This is a genomic window from Phyllobacterium chamaecytisi, from assembly GCF_020164455.1.
Classification (GTDB): Bacteria; Pseudomonadota; Alphaproteobacteria; order Rhizobiales; family Rhizobiaceae; genus Phyllobacterium; species Phyllobacterium chamaecytisi.
Genome location: NZ_JAIQWW010000026.1, coordinates 19,964 through 39,014, shown reverse-complemented (window position 1 = coordinate 39,014; position 19,051 = coordinate 19,964). Strand labels below are relative to the sequence as shown.

Here is a 19,051-nt window from a genome sequence, read left to right as displayed (position 1 = left end):
TTCGTACTTCAATTTTTGCACAACGGATACGCTTTTGCTTGGCTTGCAATAAAGTTTTTGAAGCGCGATGATAGCAACAACAGAAATCCAACTATTGCAGGGAGGTTCGCTATGCGTGAGGTAGGACATTTCATCGGTGGCAAGCATGTCGCCGGAACCAGCGGTCGCACGACCGAGATTTTCCAACCGATGGACGGAACTGTTCAAGGCCGCGTTGCACTTGCGACACCGGCGGAAGTTCGCGCTGCAGTAGAGAATGCAAAAGCTGCGCAGCCTGCCTGGGCTGCAACCAACCCGCAGCGCCGGGTGCGCGTCATGCGCAAGTTCCTCGAACTGGTGGAAGCCGAGTATGATTCGTTGGCCGAACTTCTGGCGCGCGAGCATGGCAAGACAATCCCTGACGCCAAGGGTGATATACAGCGCGGTCTGGAAGTGGTCGAGGTGTGCCTCGGTGCAGCGCATATGCTGAAGGGCGAGTTTTCTGACAGCGCCGGAACTGGCATCGATGTCTATTCAATGCGGCAGCCTCTCGGGGTAGTTGCCGGCATCACCCCGTTCAATTTTCCTGCCATGATCCCGCTATGGAAAGCCGGTCCGGCAATCGTGTCAGGTAACGCCTTTATTCTGAAGCCTTCAGAACGCGATCCAGGCGTGCCTATGCGCCTTGCAGAGCTTTTCATCGAAGCGGGGCTTCCTGCAGGCATCTTCAACGTCGTCAATGGTGACAAGGAAGCGGTCGATGCAATCCTTGACGACCCGGACATCAAGGCTGTCGGCTTTGTTGGCTCAACTCCGATTGCTCAGTACATTTACACTCGCGCTACGGCGAACGGCAAGCGTGCCCAGTGCTTTGGCGGCGCCAAGAATCACATGATCATTATGCCGGATGCCGATATGGACCAGACCGTCGATGCACTGATTGGTGCTGGATATGGTTCTGCCGGCGAGCGTTGCATGGCTATTTCCGTGGCGGTACCAGTTGGCAAGGACACGGCCGATCGCCTTGTCGAGCGGCTGATTCCCCGTGTGGAAAGCCTCAAGGTTGGCCCTTCGACCGACATGTCGGCCGATTATGGTCCGGTGGTCACCAAACAGGCACTAGAGCGCATCCAGGGTTATGTGAATCTCGGCGTGGAAGAAGGCGCCAAACTCGTGGTCGATGGTCGTGGTTTCACGATGCAAGGCTATGAGAATGGTTTCTACATGGGCGGCTGCCTGTTTGATCATGTGACGCCGGACATGCGGATCTATAAAGAAGAGATCTTCGGACCGGTTTTGGGTATCGTTCGCGCCGACACTTATGAGGACGCGATCCGTCTGCCAAACGAACATGAATACGGCAATGGCGTTGCCATTTTCACGCGTGATGGCGATGCGGCTCGCGACTTCGCCTCTCGTGTTCAGGTTGGAATGGTCGGTATCAACGTGCCGATCCCGGTTCCGATTGCCTACTATACATTTGGAGGTTGGAAGGGTTCCGGTTTCGGCGATTTGAACCAGCATGGTCCCGATGCGTTCCGCTTCTACACCAAGACCAAGACTGTCACGTCTCGCTGGCCTTCCGGCGTCAAAGACGGTGCCGAGTTCGTTATCCCGACGATGAAATAATACAAAAATGCCGCCGGTCTCCGGCGGCATTTTCACTGAGGCGCCAAGGTGCGTAGATGATCAATAAGTTTGGTAGCCTCTTCTGACGCTCGATCCGGTGCCCCGGCAATAATTGCGTCTATCAACGCCTTGTGAGCACCGCCTGATTGCTGAAGGCTTCCGGGTCTCTGCAATCGGAACCAAAAACGCCTGCTGTGGGTTTGAAGTGGTGACGCAAGCCGGGCAGCAAACGGGTTTTCCGCTGCTTGGCCAAGCACAGTATCGAAAATTTTGTCTGCTATCAGGAACCGGCTGACATCGTCAGATGCTAGAGCGGTGCTCATGGCATCGGAGGCTTCCTTCAACCTCTTGTGGTGGAGGGCTGCACCATAGCGAGCGGCATCACGGGCGAGGACGCGTTCAACCCCCTCGCGGGTGTCCAGTATTTTACCGAAATCCTGCAAATTGAGCGGGGCGATGGCGATGCCGGAACGGGGCCGGATTTCCATGAGGCCTTCCCAAGCAAGCTTTTGTACTGCCTCACGCACCGGGGTGCGACCCATCCCTGTGATATCCGTCAGCGCCCTTTCGTTGACGATCGAGCCGGGCTCCAGTTTCAGTGTTACGATCATCTCCTCCAACTGGCGATAGGCCAGTTCCGCCAGGCTCTCGCCCGTTTGTGCAACCGTGTGGATGGTCGTTTGGTACATAAGTCGTTCTCTCGGATTGACAGCTACAAGTGTTACAGATATATTTGTGATATATCAAGAAGGAGCAAGCGTCATGTGGTCAGGTGTATTTCCGGCAGTTACCAGCAAATTCACGGAGAATGATAGTCTCGATCATGGCGAAATGGAACGCTGCTTTGCACTGCTGATGGATGCAGGCTGCGACGGATTGATCGTGGCAGGGTCTCTTGGCGAAGGGCCGATGCTTAGCCATGATGAGAAACTTGAGGTCTTGAAGATTGCGCAGGGTGTTGCGAAGGGCAAGCCCGTGCTCCTGACCATCAATGAAGCGGCGACCCGTGATGGTGCTGCGCTGGCAAAACGTGCTGCCAAAGCTGGTGCGGACGGCCTGATGCTCGTTCCAAGCCCGATCTACCACACAGACCCCGAAGAAACAGTGACGACGCTGAAAGCTGTGGCGGCGGCGGGCGACTTGCCTGTAATGATCTATTCCAATCGCATCGCTTACCGCGTCGACGTAACGAGTGAAATTCTGACGGAACTTGCGTCGGATCAGCATTTCGTAGCGATTAAGGAATCCTCGGACGACGTTCGCCGCACTACAGATATCATCAACATGTTCGGTACCCGGTATGATCTCTTTACCGGCGTCGACAATCTCGCCTTCGAAGCGTTGACCGCGGGCGCCATCGGCTGGGTTGCTGGCCTGGTCACTGCTTTTCCGAAGGAAACTGTTGCTATCTACAAATTGGTCATGGCTGAACGCTATGCCGAAGCGCTGGAAATTTATCGCTGGTTCCGTCCGCTTCTCGACCTCGATGTTTCCACATACCTCGTACAGAACATCAAATTGGCGGAAGTGCATGAAATCGGCACCAATGATCGAGTCCGCCTGCCGCGCCAGCCGTTGAGTGGTGAACGCCGTACCACAGTCGAAAAAATCGTGAAAGATGCAATTGCGTCTCGTCCAAAGCTGCCTGCGCTTTAAGTATTTTCGCTAACCGATGAACTCGCAGGCGGACAGACAGAATATAGTCATCATAGGTGCCGGCATTGTCGGCATCGCCATTGCTTCCTATTTGTCGGAAGCTGGTCGTAAAGTTCTTGTCATCGACAGGCAGGGTATCTGTGAGGGAACAAGCGCCGGCAACGCCGGGGCATTGGCATTTTCTGATATTCTTCCCATGGCTTCGAAGGGCATTCTTGCCAAGGTACCGGGTTGGCTTGTCGACCCCCTCGGGCCATTTTCAATTCGCCCATCATACCTGCCGAAGCTTGCGCCGTGGCTCTACCGGTTCTGGCGCGCCAGCCGTGCCGATGCGCTGGAGCGGACCGTACAGGCGCAGGGCGCGCTAATGCAGCTTGCCGAGCCGGAAATGCTTGGTTTGATGGAGCGGGCAAGTATTCGCCATATGGTGCGCGAGGATGGCTCACTTGAACTTTATGAAAGCGAAGAAGAACTGAACACAGCCCTGCCTGGCTGGAACGCCCGAAAGAGAGCGGGCATTCCCTTTGAGCATCTGCGCGGCGAGGAGCTTGCCACAAGCCAGCCAGGCCTCGCATCGCGCTTTGTCGCAGGCACCTTTGTGCCCGGCTGGAAAACGGTCAGTGATCCTCAATATGTGGGTAAGGGCCTGTGGCTGTACGCAGCACGTCTTGGCGCTGAATTTCTGCACGCTGAGGCCACTGCTGTTACAGCAAACGAAAAAGGTGCGACAATTCAGCTGGCAGACGGCACACGTATCGAAGCTGCAAAACTGATTATTGCCGCTGGTGCGTGGTCGCACCGGCTGGCAAAGAGTTTGGGTGATGCAATTCCTCTTGAGACCGAGCGAGGCTATAATACAACTTTGCCGGTGGGGGCGTTCGATCTCAAGCGCCAGCTTATTTTCTCGGGCCACGGCTTTGTGGTAACGCCGCTCCAAACCGGTATCCGTATCGGCGGCGCAGTCGAATTTGGTGGACTGGATCTGCCACCAAACTACAAACGATCCGAAGCGATGTTGACGAAGGCGAAAATGTTTATGCCTGACCTCGATACTTCGGGCGGTAGGCAGTGGATGGGATATCGGCCGTCCTCGCCAGATTCATTACCGATTATCGGCTATGCAAGAACCAGCAAAAATGTTCTCTATGCTTTTGGTCACGGCCATCTTGGACTGACACAATCGGCGGCAACGGGACGCTTGATCACGGATTTGATTGTTGGAACAAAGCCTTCAATTCCGATCGGCCCATTCAGCCCGCAACGTTTCTAAGGAGTATCATGGCGCGCCATTCCTTTTTCTGTGTCGATGGTCATACTTGTGGCAATCCAGTACGTCTGGTAGCGGGTGGCGGCCCCAATCTTTCCGGTTCGACGATGATGGAAAAGCGGGCGCATTTCCTGGCGGAATTCGACTGGATCCGTACAGGACTAATGTTCGAGCCGCGGGGGCACGACATGATGTCCGGATCGATTCTCTATCCGCCCACCCGTGACGATTGCGATGTGGCGGTGCTGTTCATCGAAACGTCCGGCTGCCTTCCCATGTGCGGACATGGAACGATCGGCACGGTGACGATGGCGATCGAACACGGCCTGATAACACCGAAGACACCAGGTATCCTCAAGCTCGATACACCCGCCGGGCTTGTGGTCGCCGAGTACGAACTAGACGGCCAGTACGTCTCCAGTGTGCGGATTACCAATGTTCCCGCATTTCTCTATGCCGAGAAGCTGGAGGTCGAATGTCCGGATTTAGGAACGTTGTTCGTCGATGTTGCCTATGGCGGGAATTTCTACGCGATCGTCGATCCCCAGGAGAATTTCACGGATATTGCCGACTATCGAGCGCTCGATCTTATCGGTTGGAGTCCGACACTCCGAGAGCGCCTCAACGAGCGCTACTCGTTCCGGCATCCGGAAAAGCACGATATCAATACGCTCAGCCATATTCTTTGGACCGGCGCACCGACGCAATCAGAAGCCCATGCACGCAACGCGGTTTTCTATGGGGATAAGGCGATCGATCGTTCGCCCTGTGGAACCGGAACATCCGCCCGCATGGCGCAATTGACGGCCAAGGGGAAGCTGAAGCCAGGCGATGATTTCGTGCACGAATCAATAATCGGCTCGCTGTTTCATGGCAGGGTCGAAGAAGCCATCAGCGTGGCAGGAAAGCCGGCAATCATTCCGTCGATTGCCGGGTGGGCACGCATGACCGGGTACAACACCATCTTCATAGACGACCGCGACCCCTTTGCTCACGGCTTTGTGGTCAAATAGTCCCTTTTGGATCACTGGAGAATTAAGGCGCGACTAGTCAATTCGTCTAACAGAAGCAGAAATGCCGGAATTTCTGTTGCATTGGATGTTAAATTTGGTGAAAACTTCCAGCGAATATATGTCAGCAAATGTAACGTTGTTGTGTCAGCCAAAAAAGCAGTTGCTTTCTCTAACGCAGACGCTAGGTGTAAAGACATTGGGGTAATGGGAACCGGATAAAAAAACCGGATAAAAAACTTCCCAATAAAATGAGGGGTATCGTTGCGATGGAGTACTTCATCCAGCAATCGATCAATGGATTGACGCTTGGTTCGATCTATGGACTGATCGCCATCGGCTATACGATGGTTTACGGAATTATCGGTATGATCAACTTCGCCCATGGCGATGTTTTCATGCTTGGCGCCTTTATGGCGATGATTGTTTTTCTTGCCTTGACTACTTTCATTGGCGGGGTGCCAGTCGTTCTGGCGCTGCTCCTGATGATGATTGTGGCCATGCTCCTGACGGGGTTGTGGAGTTGGACAATCGAGCGCCTGGCCTACCGGCCCTTGCGCGGGTCGTTCCGTCTCGCACCGTTGATTACAGCGATCGGCATGTCGATCGCGTTGTCCAATTTCGTGCAGGTCACACAGGGTCCGCGCAACAAGCCGATCCCGCCGCTCGTCAACGGTGGCATCACGATTTACGGTACAAACATCACTGTAGCCTACAAGCAGATGGTCATTATCATCGTGACGGTGATCCTGCTTGCTGCGTTCTGGTATCTTGTCAACAAAACGACACTCGGAAGAGCGCAGCGCTCCTGTGAACAAGACCGCAAGATGGCGGCTCTGCTCGGTATCGACGTAGACAAGACCATTTCCATGACCTTCGTTATGGGCGCCATGCTCGCGGCAGTCGCCGGCACACTCTATCTCATGTTCTACGGCGTCATCTCCTTCACCGATGGTTTCACCCCAGGCGTTAAAGCTTTCACTGCCGCGGTGCTGGGTGGTATCGGCTCGCTCCCCGGCGCCGTGGTCGGCGGTCTGCTGATCGGCCTGATCGAGGCTCTTTGGTCCGCCTATTTCTCCATCGACTACAAGGACGTTGCCGCATTCTCGATTTTGGCAATTGTTCTGATCTTCCTGCCTTCCGGCATTCTTGGTCGGCCCGAAGTCGAAAAGGTTTAAGCGTATGGCTGACATCCAAAAAATAGAACCGGATTCCGTCTTCGTAAAAGCTGTGAAGGAAGGGCTCCTCGCCGGTGCTCTCGCCTTCGGATTGTTCTTTCTGATCGTCGGTTTCCGCACCGATCAGAATATCCGAAATGAGCTTGTTCTCAACCAGCGTTGGGGACTGCTGGCGATCTTCGTGCTTGTCGCAGGTATAGGGCGGTTTTTACTGACCGCTTACATTACACCTTGGAGCGAAGCGCGCAGCAAGAACAAGCGTGCTGCAGTCGAAAAAGAACAATCCGCATTCCGCAAGAGCTTCCCCAAGATTGGACTCGGACTGCTGCTCATCTATCCGTTCCTCGTGATTCTGATCCTCTGGGCCTATAACGGCTCTATCATGGGTGGCCTGCAAGGCTCACTGAAGTATGTCGATAATTTTGGCATTCAGATCCTGATCTATGTGATGCTCGCCTGGGGTCTGAATATTGTGGTCGGTCTCGCCGGACTGCTCGATCTCGGTTATGTCGCCTTCTATGCTGTTGGCGCTTATTCCTACGCGTTGCTCTCAACCCATTTCGGCTTATCGTTCTGGCTGTTGCTGCCGATGGCGGGTATTTTCGCCGCCCTCTGGGGCATTATGCTCGGCTTCCCGGTTTTGCGCCTACGCGGCGACTATCTGGCGATTGTCACCCTCGCTTTCGGTGAAATCATTCGTTTGGTGTTGATCAACTGGACCGTCGTTACCAAGGGCACGTTCGGTATTTCGGGTATCGCCAAAGCAACCTTGTTTGGCATTCCTTTCACCCCTGGACCAACCGGTTTCGCAGCGCTGCTTGGTCTTCCCAATTCCGGCGTCTACTACAAGATTTTTCTCTACTATCTTATTCTGCTCCTTGCGCTCCTGACTGCATGGGTCACCATTCGTCTGCGCCGTATGCCGATCGGTCGTGCGTGGGAGGCTTTGCGTGAGGATGAGATCGCCTGCCGCTCGCTCGGCATCAATACAACGACGACAAAACTGACAGCGTTCGCCACCGGCGCAATGTTCGGCGGCTTTGCTGGTTCCTTCTTCGCGGCGCGGCAGGGATTTGTCAGCCCTGAATCCTTTGTATTCCTCGAGTCCGCCATCATTCTTGCAATCGTGGTTCTAGGGGGTATGGGATCACTGGTCGGCATCGCTATCGCTGCGGCAGTGATGATCGGCGGCACTGAACTCTTGCGCGAGCTGGAATTCCTGAAGCGTATCTTTGGACCGGATTTCACCCCGGAACTCTATCGTATGCTGTTGTTTGGTCTCGCTATGATCGTGGTCATGGTGTGGAAGCCGCGTGGTTTTGTCGGCAATCGAGAACCGAGCGCTTTCCTGCATAAACGCAAGATGGTGTCCAGCGAGTTTACCAAAGAAGGCCACGGCTGATGGTTTCGGAAGTGCAAAACAATCCCACTGCAATCTTGCGCGTTGAACGGCTCTCGATGAAATTTGGTGGCCTCATCGCGATCAACGACCTGAACTTCGAAGCTAGGCGCGGCGCGATTACTGCCCTTATCGGCCCCAACGGTGCTGGCAAGACCACGGTCTTCAATTGCATAACCGGCTTTTACAAGCCGACCGAAGGTATGCTGACGATGACCCGTCAAAATGGTGAGGAGTATCTCTTGGAGCGGATGGCCGATTTCGTCATCACCAAGAAGGCCAAGGTCGCGCGCACGTTCCAGAATATTCGCCTGTTTTCGGGATTGACCGTTCTGGAAAACCTGCTCGTCGCTCAGCACAATCCACTGATGTTATCGTCTGGGTTTACCATTCTCGGTCTGCTCGGCCTTCCTACTTACAAGAAGGCGGCTTCGGATGCGATCGAGAAGGCCCGTTTCTGGCTGGAGAAGATCAATCTGGTGGAGCGCGCCGACGACCCAGCTGGTGATCTGCCGTATGGTGCGCAGAGGCGCCTCGAGATCGCTCGTGCAATGTGTACGGATCCCGAACTGCTCTGCCTAGATGAACCTGCCGCAGGACTCAATGCCCGTGAGTCTGCTGAGCTCAACAAACTTCTACTCGACATTCGCGATGAGACCGGGACTTCGATCCTCCTCATCGAACATGACATGTCCGTGGTAATGGAAATCTCCGATCACGTTGTTGTTCTCGAATACGGCACGAAAATCTCGGATGGCACGCCTGAGACCGTGAAAAACGATCCAAAGGTCATCGCTGCTTATCTTGGTGTCGAGGACGAGGAAGTGGTCGAACTGATCGAACAGGCGGAAGCCGCTGGTGTCGATGATATTACCGCGGCGGTAGACCTGCTTTCGACCGAGGCGCTACACGAGATCGAGGAAGCTCATCCGGATATGGCTCCAGCCACCCTTATTCCTTCCGCTCCTGCCAAGGTCAGGCGGGCCAGAGCTACGGCTGCAAAAAAGCCCGTAGTAAAGTCCGCCACAGACAAAACTGCTGCCAAGCAGGCAGCAGCGAGCACCGTGAAATCGAAGTCAATCGATCCGGCTGCAAAGTCGCTGGCGGCGATCAAACCCGGTGCAACGGCCAACGCACTTGCAGAACCGCGCGGCGGCAAGGCAGACAAGCTTATCGTGATCAAGGGCATAGGGCCGGTCAACGAGCGCAAACTCAACGAACACGGAATATTCCACTTCGACCAGATCGCTGCCTGGAAGAAGGCCGACATTATCGCCGCTGAGGCCTACCTTGCTTTTGATGGGCGGATCGCGCGTGAAGACTGGATTGGACAAGCCAAAAAACTGGCAAAGCAGAGCCAGGTAACCCCGGCGCCTAAAAAGACCGGAGGGGTTAAATAATGTCAGAAAAGCAAGCCCTTCTCAGCGTTGAAGGCGTTGAAACCTACTACGGCAATATTCGTGCCTTGAGCGGTGTGACAGTCCATGCCGATCCGGGTGAGATTGTCGCTTTGATCGGTGCCAATGGCGCCGGAAAATCCACCTTGATGATGACAATCTTCGGGATGCCGCGCGCACGTACCGGACGTGTCATTTTTGACGGCAAGGACATCACGCAATTGCCGACGCATGAAATCGCGCGGCTGCGGATTGCACAATCACCTGAAGGCCGCCGCATTTTTCCCCGCATGACCGTGCAGGAAAATCTGCAGATGGGTGCGAGCCTCGACAAGCTTGAGTACTTCGATGAAGATTCGCGCATGGTGTTCGATCTTTTCCCGCGGTTGAAGGAACGCATCAATCAGCGCGGCGGCACACTTTCTGGCGGCGAACAGCAAATGCTGGCAATCGGGCGGGCCCTTATGGCACGTCCGCGCCTGCTACTGCTGGACGAGCCTTCATTGGGTCTCGCACCACTGATCATCAAGCACATTTTCGAAGCAATCAAAGAGTTGAACAAGACCACCGGATTGACGGTCTTCCTTGTTGAGCAGAACGCGTTCGGCGCTCTGAAGCTTGCCGATCGCGGCTACGTGATGGTGAACGGTATTGTGACTATGAGCGGATCGAGCGCGGAGCTTCTTGCAAATCCGGAAGTGCGCGCCGCGTATCTTGAAGGCGGTCGCCACTAACGAGAGAAAGGCCTTCTTGAAAGGCCTCAAGGGGAATATTGCCATGCAAGGCATCTTATACGAAGAACCTTCAATCTGGCTGTTCATACTGGTTACCTGCCTTATGGGCGGCTGGGCCGCGTGGATGGCAGGACGGGCGTGCGCCAAAACATGGCGCCCCTTGGTAATCGTCATATTCTATATGCTGCTGTTAGGCATCGCTGTCCGGTTCATCCACTTTGCTCTTTTTGGTGGAACGATGTTCACGCTTCACTACTACATCGTAGACACGATTGTGCTGACCATCATCGGAATCCTCGGCTATCGCTATACCCGTACCAACCAGATGGTTCGGCAATATCATTGGCTGTATGAAAAAAGTTCTCCATTCGCCTGGAAAGAAAGAACAAGAGCTTAACCTATCTCGCTGATGCGAAATGAATCAGCGTGACAACCGCCGGGAAATCGGCAAATGTAATCTTCAAGCGACGAAAACAAGCCGTCGCGAGGGGTTGGTAAGTACCTAGAAAATGGGAGTTTTCAAATGAAGAAGTCACTGTTATCGGGCGTTGCGCTTGCTGCAATGCTCGCCTTGAGCGGCAACGCGTATGCCGATCTTCTGATCGGTGTCGGTGGACCGTTGACCGGACCGAACGCCGCTTTCGGTGCGCAACTGCAGAAGGGTGCAGAAGCAGCTATCGCTGAGATCAATGCTGCCGGGGGTATCAACGGCGAGCAGGTCAAACTGTCGCTTGGCGATGACGTTTCGGATCCGAAGCAGGGTATTTCCGTTGCCAATAAGTTTGTTGCTGACGGTGTGAAGTTCGTTATCGGCCACTTCAACTCGGGCGTGTCGATCCCGGCGTCTGAAGTTTATGCTGAAAACGGCATTCTGGAAATTACGCCTGCGGCGACCAACCCGGTCTTCACGGAGCGCAAATTGTGGAACACCTTCCGCACTTGCGGACGTGATGATCAGCAAGGCGTTGTAGCCGGTACATACATTGCCGAAAAGTTCAAGGACGCCAAGGTTGCGGTTGTTCACGACAAGACGCCCTATGGCCAGGGTCTCGCTGACGAAACCAAGAAGACGCTGAACGCCAAGGGTATGAAGGAAGCGATGTACGAAGGCGTTAACGTCGGCGACAAAGACTTCTCCGCTCTGATCGCCAAGGCCAAGCAAGCCGGTGTTACAGTTCTATATTGGGGTGGTCTGCACACCGAAGCCGGTCTGATTATCCGTCAGCTTGCTGACCAGGGTCTGAAAGTCACGTTCATCTCCGGCGATGGTATCGTTTCGAATGAACTTGCTTCGATCGCTGGCGACGCGGTTGCAGGTACACTGAACACGTTCGGTCCGGATCCGAGCAAGAATCCTGCCAACAAGGAACTCGTTGAGAAGTTCCGTGCGCAGGGCTTCGAGCCGGAAGCCTACACGCTCTACGCCTACGCAGCAGCACAGGTCATCGCTGATGCAGCAAAGGCAGCTGGATCGAACGATCCTGAGACCGTTGCGAAAACGATGAAGGAAAAGGGCCCGTTCAAGACCGTTCTTGGCGACATCGCCTTTGATGAAAAGGGCGATCCCAAGCTTCCAGGCTACGTTATGTACGAATGGAAGAAGGGCGAAGACGGCAAGTACAGCTATTTCCAGCAATAAGCCTTCCGTTTGAGACGATAAGTGAATGCCCGGCCCAGTGCTGGGCATTCACATTGATGACCATCGCGTTTGTCGTGTCCCGACGGAACATCGCTGCGCTTGTTAGCTCGCATAGAATACCAGCTATTTTTTCCGTAAGTCTTTCGTTTATCCGCCCAAAACCTATGCCGGTGATCAAGCTCCGGATATGGTAATATTGCCCGCCAATTTTTGACGTCATTTTAGAATGGAGTTTTGTATGACGAAGCTACTTTTCCCCGGCATGGTTGCAGCAACAATGCTCATACTCACAGGTTACGCTGACGCCGACATACTGGTCGGCGTTGGGGCTCCACTCACTGGCCCGAATGCAGCCATGGGTGCACAGATCAAGCGAGGGGTCGAGGCAGCTACCACTGCTATAAACGACGCCGGCGGTATCAATGGTGAGAAGATCGATCTAGCCTTTGGCGATGATGTTTCCGATCCGAAGCAAGGTATTTCCGTTGCAAACAAATTCGTGGCCGACGGCGTGAAGATCGTTATTGGTCATTACAATTCGGGCGTATCAATACCAGCATCGGAGGTTTATGCGGAGAATGGTATCCTGCAGGTAACCCCGGCGTCGACCAATCCGAAGTATACCGAGCGCGGTCTCTGGAACACATTCCGAACCTGTGGCCGCGATGACCAGCAAGGGAAGGTCGCCGGAGCATATATCGCCAATCATTTCAAGGACGCCAAGATCGCCATCGTCAATGACAAGACGCCCTATGGCCAGGGTCTCGCCGATGAAACCAAGAAAGCACTGAACGCCCAGGGCATCACCGAAGTGCTCAACGAGGGCGTCCATACCGGTGACAAGGATTTCTCGGCGCTGATCAGCAAAGTGAAAGAAGCGGGTATTACCGTATTCTATTGGGGTGGGGTGCACACGGAAGCGGGCCTGATCATGCGTCAATTGGCGGACCAAGGCCTTAAAGTACAATTTATTTCGGGTGCGGCGATCGTCTCAAATGAGCTGGCATCGATAGCAGGCGATGCAGTCATTGGTACGCTCAATACATTTGGTCCGGATCCGCGCAACAACCCGGCGAACAAGGAACTGATCGAGAAGTTCAGGGCGGACGGTTTTGAGCCGGAAGCATTCACGCTGTACGCCTACGGCTCCCTTCAGGCCATTGCTGCTGCCGCAAACGCCGCAGAAACAAACGATCCGGAACTGATAGCCAAATCATTGAGGGGAAAGGGGCCATTCAGGACGGTGCTGGGTGAACTGGCGTTTGATGAGAAGGGCGATCCGAAATTCCCGGGCTACGTCATGTATGAATGGAAAAAGGGCCCCGACGGCAAGATCGGCTATTTCCAGAAATAAGCTGACTAACTGATATATGCGTGAAATGCCCGGCCCAACGCTGGGCATTTTGCTATTGGACATTTGAGGTTCTTATGTTCAATATGTATTTGTTTGCACTGCAGCAATCCTGAGAAATGTTGATGCAGCAATCCATTTTAAAGCGCTTTTTCGCTGTCTGGAGTTTTCGCCTTGCCTATCAAGAAAATACTCGTCGCCAATCGATCAGAGATTGCCATCCGCGTATTCCGAGCGGCCAACGAGCTTGGCATGAAAACCGTGGCGATCTGGGCGGAAGAGGACAAGCTTGCGCTGCACCGCTTCAAGGCGGATGAGTCCTATCAGGTTGGTCGTGGTCCGCATCTGGTCAAGGACATGGGCCCCATCGAAAGCTACCTCTCAATCGAGGAGATCATCCGGGTTGCGAAGCTTTCGGGCGCCGACGCTATCCATCCAGGCTACGGTCTTCTGTCGGAAAGCCCGGAATTTGCCGATGCCTGCGCGGAGGCCGGCATTATCTTCATCGGACCCAAGCCGGAGACCATGCGCCGGCTTGGTAACAAGGTTGCCGCGCGCAATCTGGCAATTGAAATAGGCGTTCCGGTGGTTCCCGCAACCGAGCCGCTGCCCGACGACATGGAAGCTGTCAAGGCAATGGCCGAACAGATTGGCTACCCGGTGATGTTGAAGGCATCATGGGGCGGCGGTGGGCGTGGCATGCGCGCTATTTTTTCGGTGGATGACCTCGCCCGCGAGGTCACCGAGGGCAAGCGGGAAGCCAAAGCTGCCTTTGGTAAGGACGAAGTCTATCTTGAAAAGCTTGTGCAGCGGGCCCGCCACGTTGAAGTGCAAATTCTCGGCGATACGCGCGGCAATGCGGTACACCTTTTCGAGCGCGATTGTTCGATCCAGCGGCGGAACCAAAAGGTGGTCGAACGCGCCCCGGCGCCGTATCTCACTGACAGCCAACGTAAGGAAATTTGTGATTACGGTCTGAGGATCGCCAAGGAGACAAGTTACATCGGGGCAGGCACCATCGAGTTCCTGATGGATGCCGATACCAATGAGTTCTACTTTATTGAAGTGAACCCACGTATCCAGGTCGAGCACACTGTCACCGAAGAGGTGACTGGAATCGACATCGTCAAAGCGCAGATACGCATTCTTGAAGGTGCGGCCATCGGCACGCCGGAATCGGGCGTACCCGCGCAAAAAGATATCAAGCTCAACGGCCACGCCTTGCAGTGCCGCATAACCACTGAGGATCCGGAACAGAATTTCATTCCAGACTATGGTCGCATCACCGCCTATCGGGGCGCAACCGGTTTCGGTATCCGTCTGGATGGCGGCACGGCCTATTCCGGCGCGGTGATTACCCGTTTCTACGATCCGCTTTTGGAGAAGATCACCGCCTGGTCGCCAACGGCGGAGGAAACCATCCACCGCATGCATCGTGCGCTGCGCGAGTTCCGTATTCGCGGTGTCGCCACTAACCTTACCTTCCTTGAAGCGATCATCACACACCCGAAATTTCTCGATAATTCCTATACGACCAAATTCATCGATACGACGCCCGAACTCTTTGAACAGGTGAAGCGGCAAGACCGTGCAACCAAACTTCTGACCTATCTTGCGGACGTAACCGTAAACGGTCATCCGGAAACCAAGGGCAGGGCCACGCCCTCCAAAGATGCGGCGCTGCCACGCGTTCCCTTTGTCGAAACGCCTATCCCTGATGGGACCAAGCAGCTGCTTGATCAACTGGGGCCGCAAAAGTTTGCCGAGTGGATGCGCAATGAGAAGCGTGTGCTGTTTACGGACACCACGATGCGTGACGGGCACCAATCCCTCTTGGCTACGCGAATGCGGACCTATGATATTGCTCGCGTTGCCGGTACTTATGCACGCGCCCTGCCACAGCTCTTCTCGCTGGAATGCTGGGGCGGTGCTACTTTTGATGTGGCAATGCGGTTCCTGACGGAAGACCCGTGGGAGCGCCTCGCTGAAATCCGTGAGGGCGCGCCGAATATCCTTCTGCAAATGCTGCTGCGCGGCGCCAACGGCGTCGGCTACAAAAGCTATCCGGATAATGTTGTCAAATATTTTGTAAGCCAAGCGGCAAAAGGCGGTGTGGATGTTTTCCGCGTGTTCGATAGTTTGAACTGGGTTGAAAACATGCGTGTCACCATGGACGCGGTCGTTGAGGAGAACAAGCTCTGCGAAGCAGCCATCTGCTATACGGGCGACATCCTCAACTCGGCGCGGCCAAAATATGACCTGAAATATTACGTCGACCTGGCGCAGCAGGTGGAGAAGGCCGGGGCCCATGTCATCGCCCTCAAGGACATGGCGGGTCTTTTGAAGCCAAATGCTGCGAAGGTTTTGTTCAAGGCGTTGCGCGAAGCAACCGACCTGCCGCTGCATTTCCACACGCACGATACGTCGGGTGTTGCCGCAGCAACTGTTCTTGCAGCGGTGGATGCAGGTGTTGACGTGGTTGACGCTGCGATGGATGCACTCTCCGGCAATACCTCGCAGCCATGCTTGGGTTCGATCGTTGAGGCATTAAAAGGTACCGAGCGCGATCCCGGCCTCGATCCCGAGTGGATACGCCGAATTTCGTTTTATTGGGAGGCGGTGCGTACGCAATACGCGGCTTTTGAAAGTGACTTAAAGGGGCCGGCCTCCGAGGTCTACCTTCACGAAATGCCCGGGGGGCAGTTTACCAATCTCAAGGAACAGGCTCGCTCGCTTGGACTTGAGACGCGTTGGCACGAAGTTGCGCAAACTTATGCGGACGTCAACCAGATGTTCGGCGATATCGTCAAGGTCACTCCATCCTCCAAGGTTGTCGGAGATATGGCTCTGATGATGGTAAGCCAGGATCTGTCTGTCGCCGACGTGGAGAACCCCGATAAGGATATAGCATTTCCCGATTCAGTGGTGTCGATGATGCGAGGTGATCTCGGACAACCGCCGAATGGTTGGCCGAAGGACATTCAGAAGAAGATTCTGAAAGGTGAAAAGCCATTCACAGAGCGGCCGGGTGCACTTTTGGGGCCAGCTAATCTTGATGCCGAGCGGAAAGAAATCGAGACCAAACTGGAACGGAAGATCAGCGATCAGGAATTTGCCTCGTATCTCATGTACCCCAAAGTGTTCACCGATTTTGCCATAACGCACAATACATATGGACCGACGAGTGTCCTACCGACCCATGTCTACTTTTACGGACTGGCGCAGGAGGAGGAAGTGTTTCTCGATATCGAACGCGGCAAGACCCTCGTTGTGCGCAACCAGGCAGTGGGCGAACCCGATGACAAAGGAATGTGTACAGTCTTTTTCGAGATGAACGGTCAGCCGCGGCGCGTAAAAGTCCCCGATCGCACACGTGCCGGCAGTGGCGCTGGCGTAAGACGTAAAGCGGAGCTTGGAAATGACAAACAGGTGGGTGCACCCATGCCGGGCATTATCTCAACTGTAGGCATTGCGAGTGGACAGAAAGTCAACGCGGGAGATGTATTGTTGTCTATCGAGGCTATGAAGATGGAGACTGCCCTGCGTGCCGAACGAGATGGCATAATTGTGGAAGTGCACGTGCGTGCCGGCGATCAGATAGACGCAAAGGATCTTCTCCTCGTTTACGAATAGGCTTGTGGCAATTCGCAAGCATGAAAAAGGCCCACATGGGCCTTTTTTGTTTTGGCTTGCGTGCAAAATCTCCATTCATGCAAATATGCGCATCATCTATTGCCGATATAGGCAAGTGTGGTTATGGTGACCGCATGTGCAGGGGTGTTCTATGCTGAAGGATTTATCGCCGGACGAAAGAAAAAGTATGATCCTTCAAAGGATCAATGAGTCCGGCCGCGTGCTGGCGAATGCGGTCGCGTCGGAATTTGGTGTCTCAGAAGACTCCATACGCCGCGATCTTAGGGAACTGTCCGAACAGGGCCTCGTCCAGCGATTCCATGGAGGCGCTGCAAGAAGCAGATCGGGTCCCCGAAGCTTTCAGCAGCGTGCTCGCGATGAGACCGCTGGCAAGAAGGCAATCGCCGGTGCCGGCGCGGCCCGCATCCCGGCTAACACCACGATGCTTCTCGATTCCAGCACAACGGTGTTGGAATTCGTTCGTGCACTCCCTAGAGATCTTCAGGCATGCATCATTACCGGTTCCCCGGATATCGCTTCGGCGGCGCTCGACCATCCCTGCTGCGAGGTCATTCTTCTGGGGGGAAGCCTAAACCGGCTGACGCGCAGTGCCATCGGGCAATCCACGCTGGCTGAAGTCCAATCGATGCGTGTTGACTATTGTATTCTTGGTGCTTGCGCCGTCGATGAAGAACTGATGCTGCGTGCAGAGAACTATGATGATGCACGCATGAAACTTGCCCTTGGTCAGGCATGCAATGAGATCATTCTCCTGGCAACAAGCGAAAAGCTTGTCAAGCAGGCTCCCTTTGCCATTGGCCCGATATCGCTCGTATCCACCCTTATAACCGACCGGACGGCAGATCGGTCGATTCTGGAGCGGATAAGCGGGGCAGGCGTCGAAGTAATCGTCGCAGACGATGAGCCCCGGTGACCTAAATGTCTTCGCAATATCAGTGCACAACAGGTGATGATCCAATGGATGCCTCTGTCTACCTCAGGAAAGCTGTTTATGGTCGGTGGGCCGTCGCCTGCGCGTTTTTCTTCAACGGCTTCCTCGTCGGCAGCTGGGCGCCGCAAATTCCCGTATTTATGGTACGCCTCGGGATCAGCGAGTTTACGCTTGGTTTGCTCATCCTGATTTTTGGCGTGGGCGCTCTTTCGGCCATGCCGTGGTGCGGTTATCTGATCAGCCGTTTTGGATCGCGGGCGGTCGTGAAAGGCTTTGCGGTTTTCTGCTCCTTTTCGTTGTTGCTCGTCGCTCTCGCCCCAAACGTCCTGACAGCTGCACCAGCCCTGTTTCTTTTCGGTGCTGTGATTGGCGGCATGGACGTCGCGATGAATGCCAATGCAGTAGAGGTGGAGAAAAAACTTTCGCGGGCGGTAATGTCGTCATCACACGGATTTTGGAGCCTCGGCGGGTTTGCCGGCGGTGCGCTGGGCGGATTGTTGATCGAAGCACATGGCCACTTGGCTCATGCGCTGGTGGTTACTCTGATCGCTATCCTGCTCGGGATCGTGGCTTTCGGCTACATGATTACAGAAGACGCGCCTGCGGCTCAGGAAAAGCACAGGCTTGAGTTTCCGACAAATCCGTTGATCTATCTAATCGGGATAATGGCGCTGTTTTCTATGGTGCCCGAGGGGTCGGTGCTCGATTGGGCAGCGCTATATCTCCAGCAGGAACGAGGCGCGGACATCGCAACAGCCGGGTTCGCCTTTGCCGCCTTTTCCGGAACCATGTCGATCATGCGCTTTCTCGGCGATGGCGTTCGCAACCGCTTCGGCGCAGTGAGGACGTTGAGATACTCCGCACTCATTGGCGCAACGGGCATGTTGATAGCCAGTGTCGCCCCGAATTCCTGGATTGCGATACTTGCATTTGCATTCGCTGGGCTTGGTATCGCAAATATGGTCCCAATCGCCTTCTCGGCAGCAGGAAATCAAAAAGGGACGTCGTCCGGGGTGGCGCTCAGCATGGTGACGCTCATGGGCTATTCGGGTATTCTTGTTGCTCCATCGGCCATAGGTTTTGTCGGCGGCAGAACTGGATTCGGACCAGTCTATATGGTGCTCGCAGGATTGCTCATCGTTGTGTTTCTGATGTCCAATCTGGCAAAGAGCGCCGATGTAGACCGATCCTAGAGCAACTCCAGGAAAAATGGGAACCGGTTTTCCG

15 protein-coding genes are annotated in these 19,051 nt (G+C 54.6%); 14 read left to right on the top strand and 1 reads right to left on the bottom strand.

Translation table 11 applies throughout. The features are described from left to right. The first annotated feature begins 111 nt into the window (after positions 1 to 111). Complete coding sequence (locus tag LB462_RS27715; RefSeq protein ID WP_209999127.1) at positions 112 to 1,608, top strand: CoA-acylating methylmalonate-semialdehyde dehydrogenase; 1,497 nt, start codon at positions 112 to 114, stop codon at positions 1,606 to 1,608. Positions 1,609 to 1,640: 32 nt separating this feature from the next. Here LB462_RS27715 and LB462_RS27710 read toward each other — a convergent pair whose 3' ends face one another. Next, positions 1,641 to 2,297 carry a GntR family transcriptional regulator gene (locus tag LB462_RS27710; RefSeq protein WP_224514740.1) on the bottom strand — a complete coding sequence of 219 codons (657 nt, stop codon included), beginning with the start codon at positions 2,295 to 2,297 and terminating at the stop codon, positions 1,641 to 1,643. A gap of 73 nt (positions 2,298 to 2,370) precedes the next feature. Between LB462_RS27710 and LB462_RS27705 the strand changes: the two genes are divergently transcribed. From LB462_RS27705 to LB462_RS27645, 13 genes are all read left to right on the top strand, one after another. Next, the gene (locus LB462_RS27705) at positions 2,371 to 3,264 is read left to right on the top strand and encodes a dihydrodipicolinate synthase family protein (protein ID WP_224514738.1); all 894 of its coding nucleotides are present in this window, start codon (positions 2,371 to 2,373) and stop codon (positions 3,262 to 3,264) included. 16 nt (positions 3,265 to 3,280) lie between these two features. Continuing rightward, positions 3,281 to 4,534, top strand: a complete 1,254-nt coding sequence (locus LB462_RS27700; RefSeq protein WP_224514736.1) for an NAD(P)/FAD-dependent oxidoreductase — start codon at positions 3,281 to 3,283, stop codon at positions 4,532 to 4,534. Between the two features lie 8 nt (positions 4,535 to 4,542). Continuing rightward, complete coding sequence (locus LB462_RS27695; RefSeq protein ID WP_224514735.1) at positions 4,543 to 5,544, top strand: 4-hydroxyproline epimerase; 1,002 nt, start codon at positions 4,543 to 4,545, stop codon at positions 5,542 to 5,544. Between the two features lie 266 nt (positions 5,545 to 5,810). Beyond that, positions 5,811 to 6,719 (top strand): branched-chain amino acid ABC transporter permease, encoded by a 909-nt coding sequence (locus tag LB462_RS27690; RefSeq protein ID WP_112531051.1) that lies wholly within the window; start codon positions 5,811 to 5,813, stop codon positions 6,717 to 6,719. Positions 6,720 to 6,723: 4 nt separating this feature from the next. Next, on the top strand, positions 6,724 to 8,121 hold the full coding sequence (livM, locus tag LB462_RS27685) for a high-affinity branched-chain amino acid ABC transporter permease LivM (RefSeq protein WP_224514733.1): 1,398 nt from the start codon (positions 6,724 to 6,726) through the stop codon (positions 8,119 to 8,121). Then, complete coding sequence (locus tag LB462_RS27680) at positions 8,121 to 9,518, top strand: ATP-binding cassette domain-containing protein (protein ID WP_224514732.1); 1,398 nt, start codon at positions 8,121 to 8,123, stop codon at positions 9,516 to 9,518. Before livM ends, LB462_RS27680 begins: the two co-directional genes overlap by 1 nt. Then, positions 9,518 to 10,249, top strand: coding sequence for an ABC transporter ATP-binding protein (locus LB462_RS27675; RefSeq protein ID WP_112531024.1), 732 nt, complete (start codon positions 9,518 to 9,520; stop codon positions 10,247 to 10,249). Before LB462_RS27680 ends, LB462_RS27675 begins: the two co-directional genes overlap by 1 nt. 43 nt (positions 10,250 to 10,292) lie before the next feature. Then, the gene (locus tag LB462_RS27670) at positions 10,293 to 10,646 is read left to right on the top strand and encodes a DUF6867 family protein (RefSeq protein WP_112531023.1); all 354 of its coding nucleotides are present in this window, start codon (positions 10,293 to 10,295) and stop codon (positions 10,644 to 10,646) included. 126 nt (positions 10,647 to 10,772) lie between these two features. Next, complete coding sequence (locus LB462_RS27665; protein WP_224514730.1) at positions 10,773 to 11,888, top strand: branched-chain amino acid ABC transporter substrate-binding protein; 1,116 nt, start codon at positions 10,773 to 10,775, stop codon at positions 11,886 to 11,888. Positions 11,889 to 12,126: 238 nt separating this feature from the next. Continuing rightward, positions 12,127 to 13,242, top strand: a complete 1,116-nt coding sequence (locus LB462_RS27660) for a branched-chain amino acid ABC transporter substrate-binding protein (protein ID WP_224514720.1) — start codon at positions 12,127 to 12,129, stop codon at positions 13,240 to 13,242. Positions 13,243 to 13,413: 171 nt separating this feature from the next. Then, complete coding sequence (gene pyc, locus LB462_RS27655; RefSeq protein ID WP_224514718.1) at positions 13,414 to 16,872, top strand: pyruvate carboxylase; 3,459 nt, start codon at positions 13,414 to 13,416, stop codon at positions 16,870 to 16,872. A gap of 151 nt (positions 16,873 to 17,023) precedes the next feature. Continuing rightward, complete coding sequence (locus LB462_RS27650; RefSeq protein ID WP_224514716.1) at positions 17,024 to 17,806, top strand: DeoR/GlpR family DNA-binding transcription regulator; 783 nt, start codon at positions 17,024 to 17,026, stop codon at positions 17,804 to 17,806. A gap of 44 nt (positions 17,807 to 17,850) precedes the next feature. Next, positions 17,851 to 19,017 (top strand): MFS transporter, encoded by a 1,167-nt coding sequence (locus LB462_RS27645; protein WP_224514715.1) that lies wholly within the window; start codon positions 17,851 to 17,853, stop codon positions 19,015 to 19,017. The last annotated feature ends 34 nt before the right edge of the window (positions 19,018 to 19,051 follow it).

Excerpts from the sequence above, each read along its gene's own strand:
- LB462_RS27715 (WP_209999127.1), top strand. The coding sequence starts at position 112 with ATGCGTGAGGTAGGACATTTCATCGGTGGCAAGCATGTCGCCGGAACC.
- LB462_RS27710 (WP_224514740.1), bottom strand. The coding sequence starts at position 2,297 with ATGTACCAAACGACCATCCACACGGTTGCACAAACGGGCGAGAGCCTG.
- LB462_RS27705 (WP_224514738.1), top strand. The coding sequence starts at position 2,371 with ATGTGGTCAGGTGTATTTCCGGCAGTTACCAGCAAATTCACGGAGAAT.
- LB462_RS27700 (WP_224514736.1), top strand. The coding sequence starts at position 3,281 with ATGAACTCGCAGGCGGACAGACAGAATATAGTCATCATAGGTGCCGGC.
- LB462_RS27695 (WP_224514735.1), top strand. The coding sequence starts at position 4,543 with ATGGCGCGCCATTCCTTTTTCTGTGTCGATGGTCATACTTGTGGCAAT.
- LB462_RS27690 (WP_112531051.1), top strand. The coding sequence starts at position 5,811 with ATGGAGTACTTCATCCAGCAATCGATCAATGGATTGACGCTTGGTTCG.
- livM (WP_224514733.1), top strand. The coding sequence starts at position 6,724 with ATGGCTGACATCCAAAAAATAGAACCGGATTCCGTCTTCGTAAAAGCT.
- LB462_RS27680 (WP_224514732.1), top strand. The coding sequence starts at position 8,121 with ATGGTTTCGGAAGTGCAAAACAATCCCACTGCAATCTTGCGCGTTGAA.
- LB462_RS27675 (WP_112531024.1), top strand. The coding sequence starts at position 9,518 with ATGTCAGAAAAGCAAGCCCTTCTCAGCGTTGAAGGCGTTGAAACCTAC.
- LB462_RS27670 (WP_112531023.1), top strand. The coding sequence starts at position 10,293 with ATGCAAGGCATCTTATACGAAGAACCTTCAATCTGGCTGTTCATACTG.
- LB462_RS27665 (WP_224514730.1), top strand. The coding sequence starts at position 10,773 with ATGAAGAAGTCACTGTTATCGGGCGTTGCGCTTGCTGCAATGCTCGCC.
- LB462_RS27660 (WP_224514720.1), top strand. The coding sequence starts at position 12,127 with ATGACGAAGCTACTTTTCCCCGGCATGGTTGCAGCAACAATGCTCATA.
- LB462_RS27650 (WP_224514716.1), top strand. The coding sequence starts at position 17,024 with ATGCTGAAGGATTTATCGCCGGACGAAAGAAAAAGTATGATCCTTCAA.
- LB462_RS27645 (WP_224514715.1), top strand. The coding sequence starts at position 17,851 with ATGGATGCCTCTGTCTACCTCAGGAAAGCTGTTTATGGTCGGTGGGCC.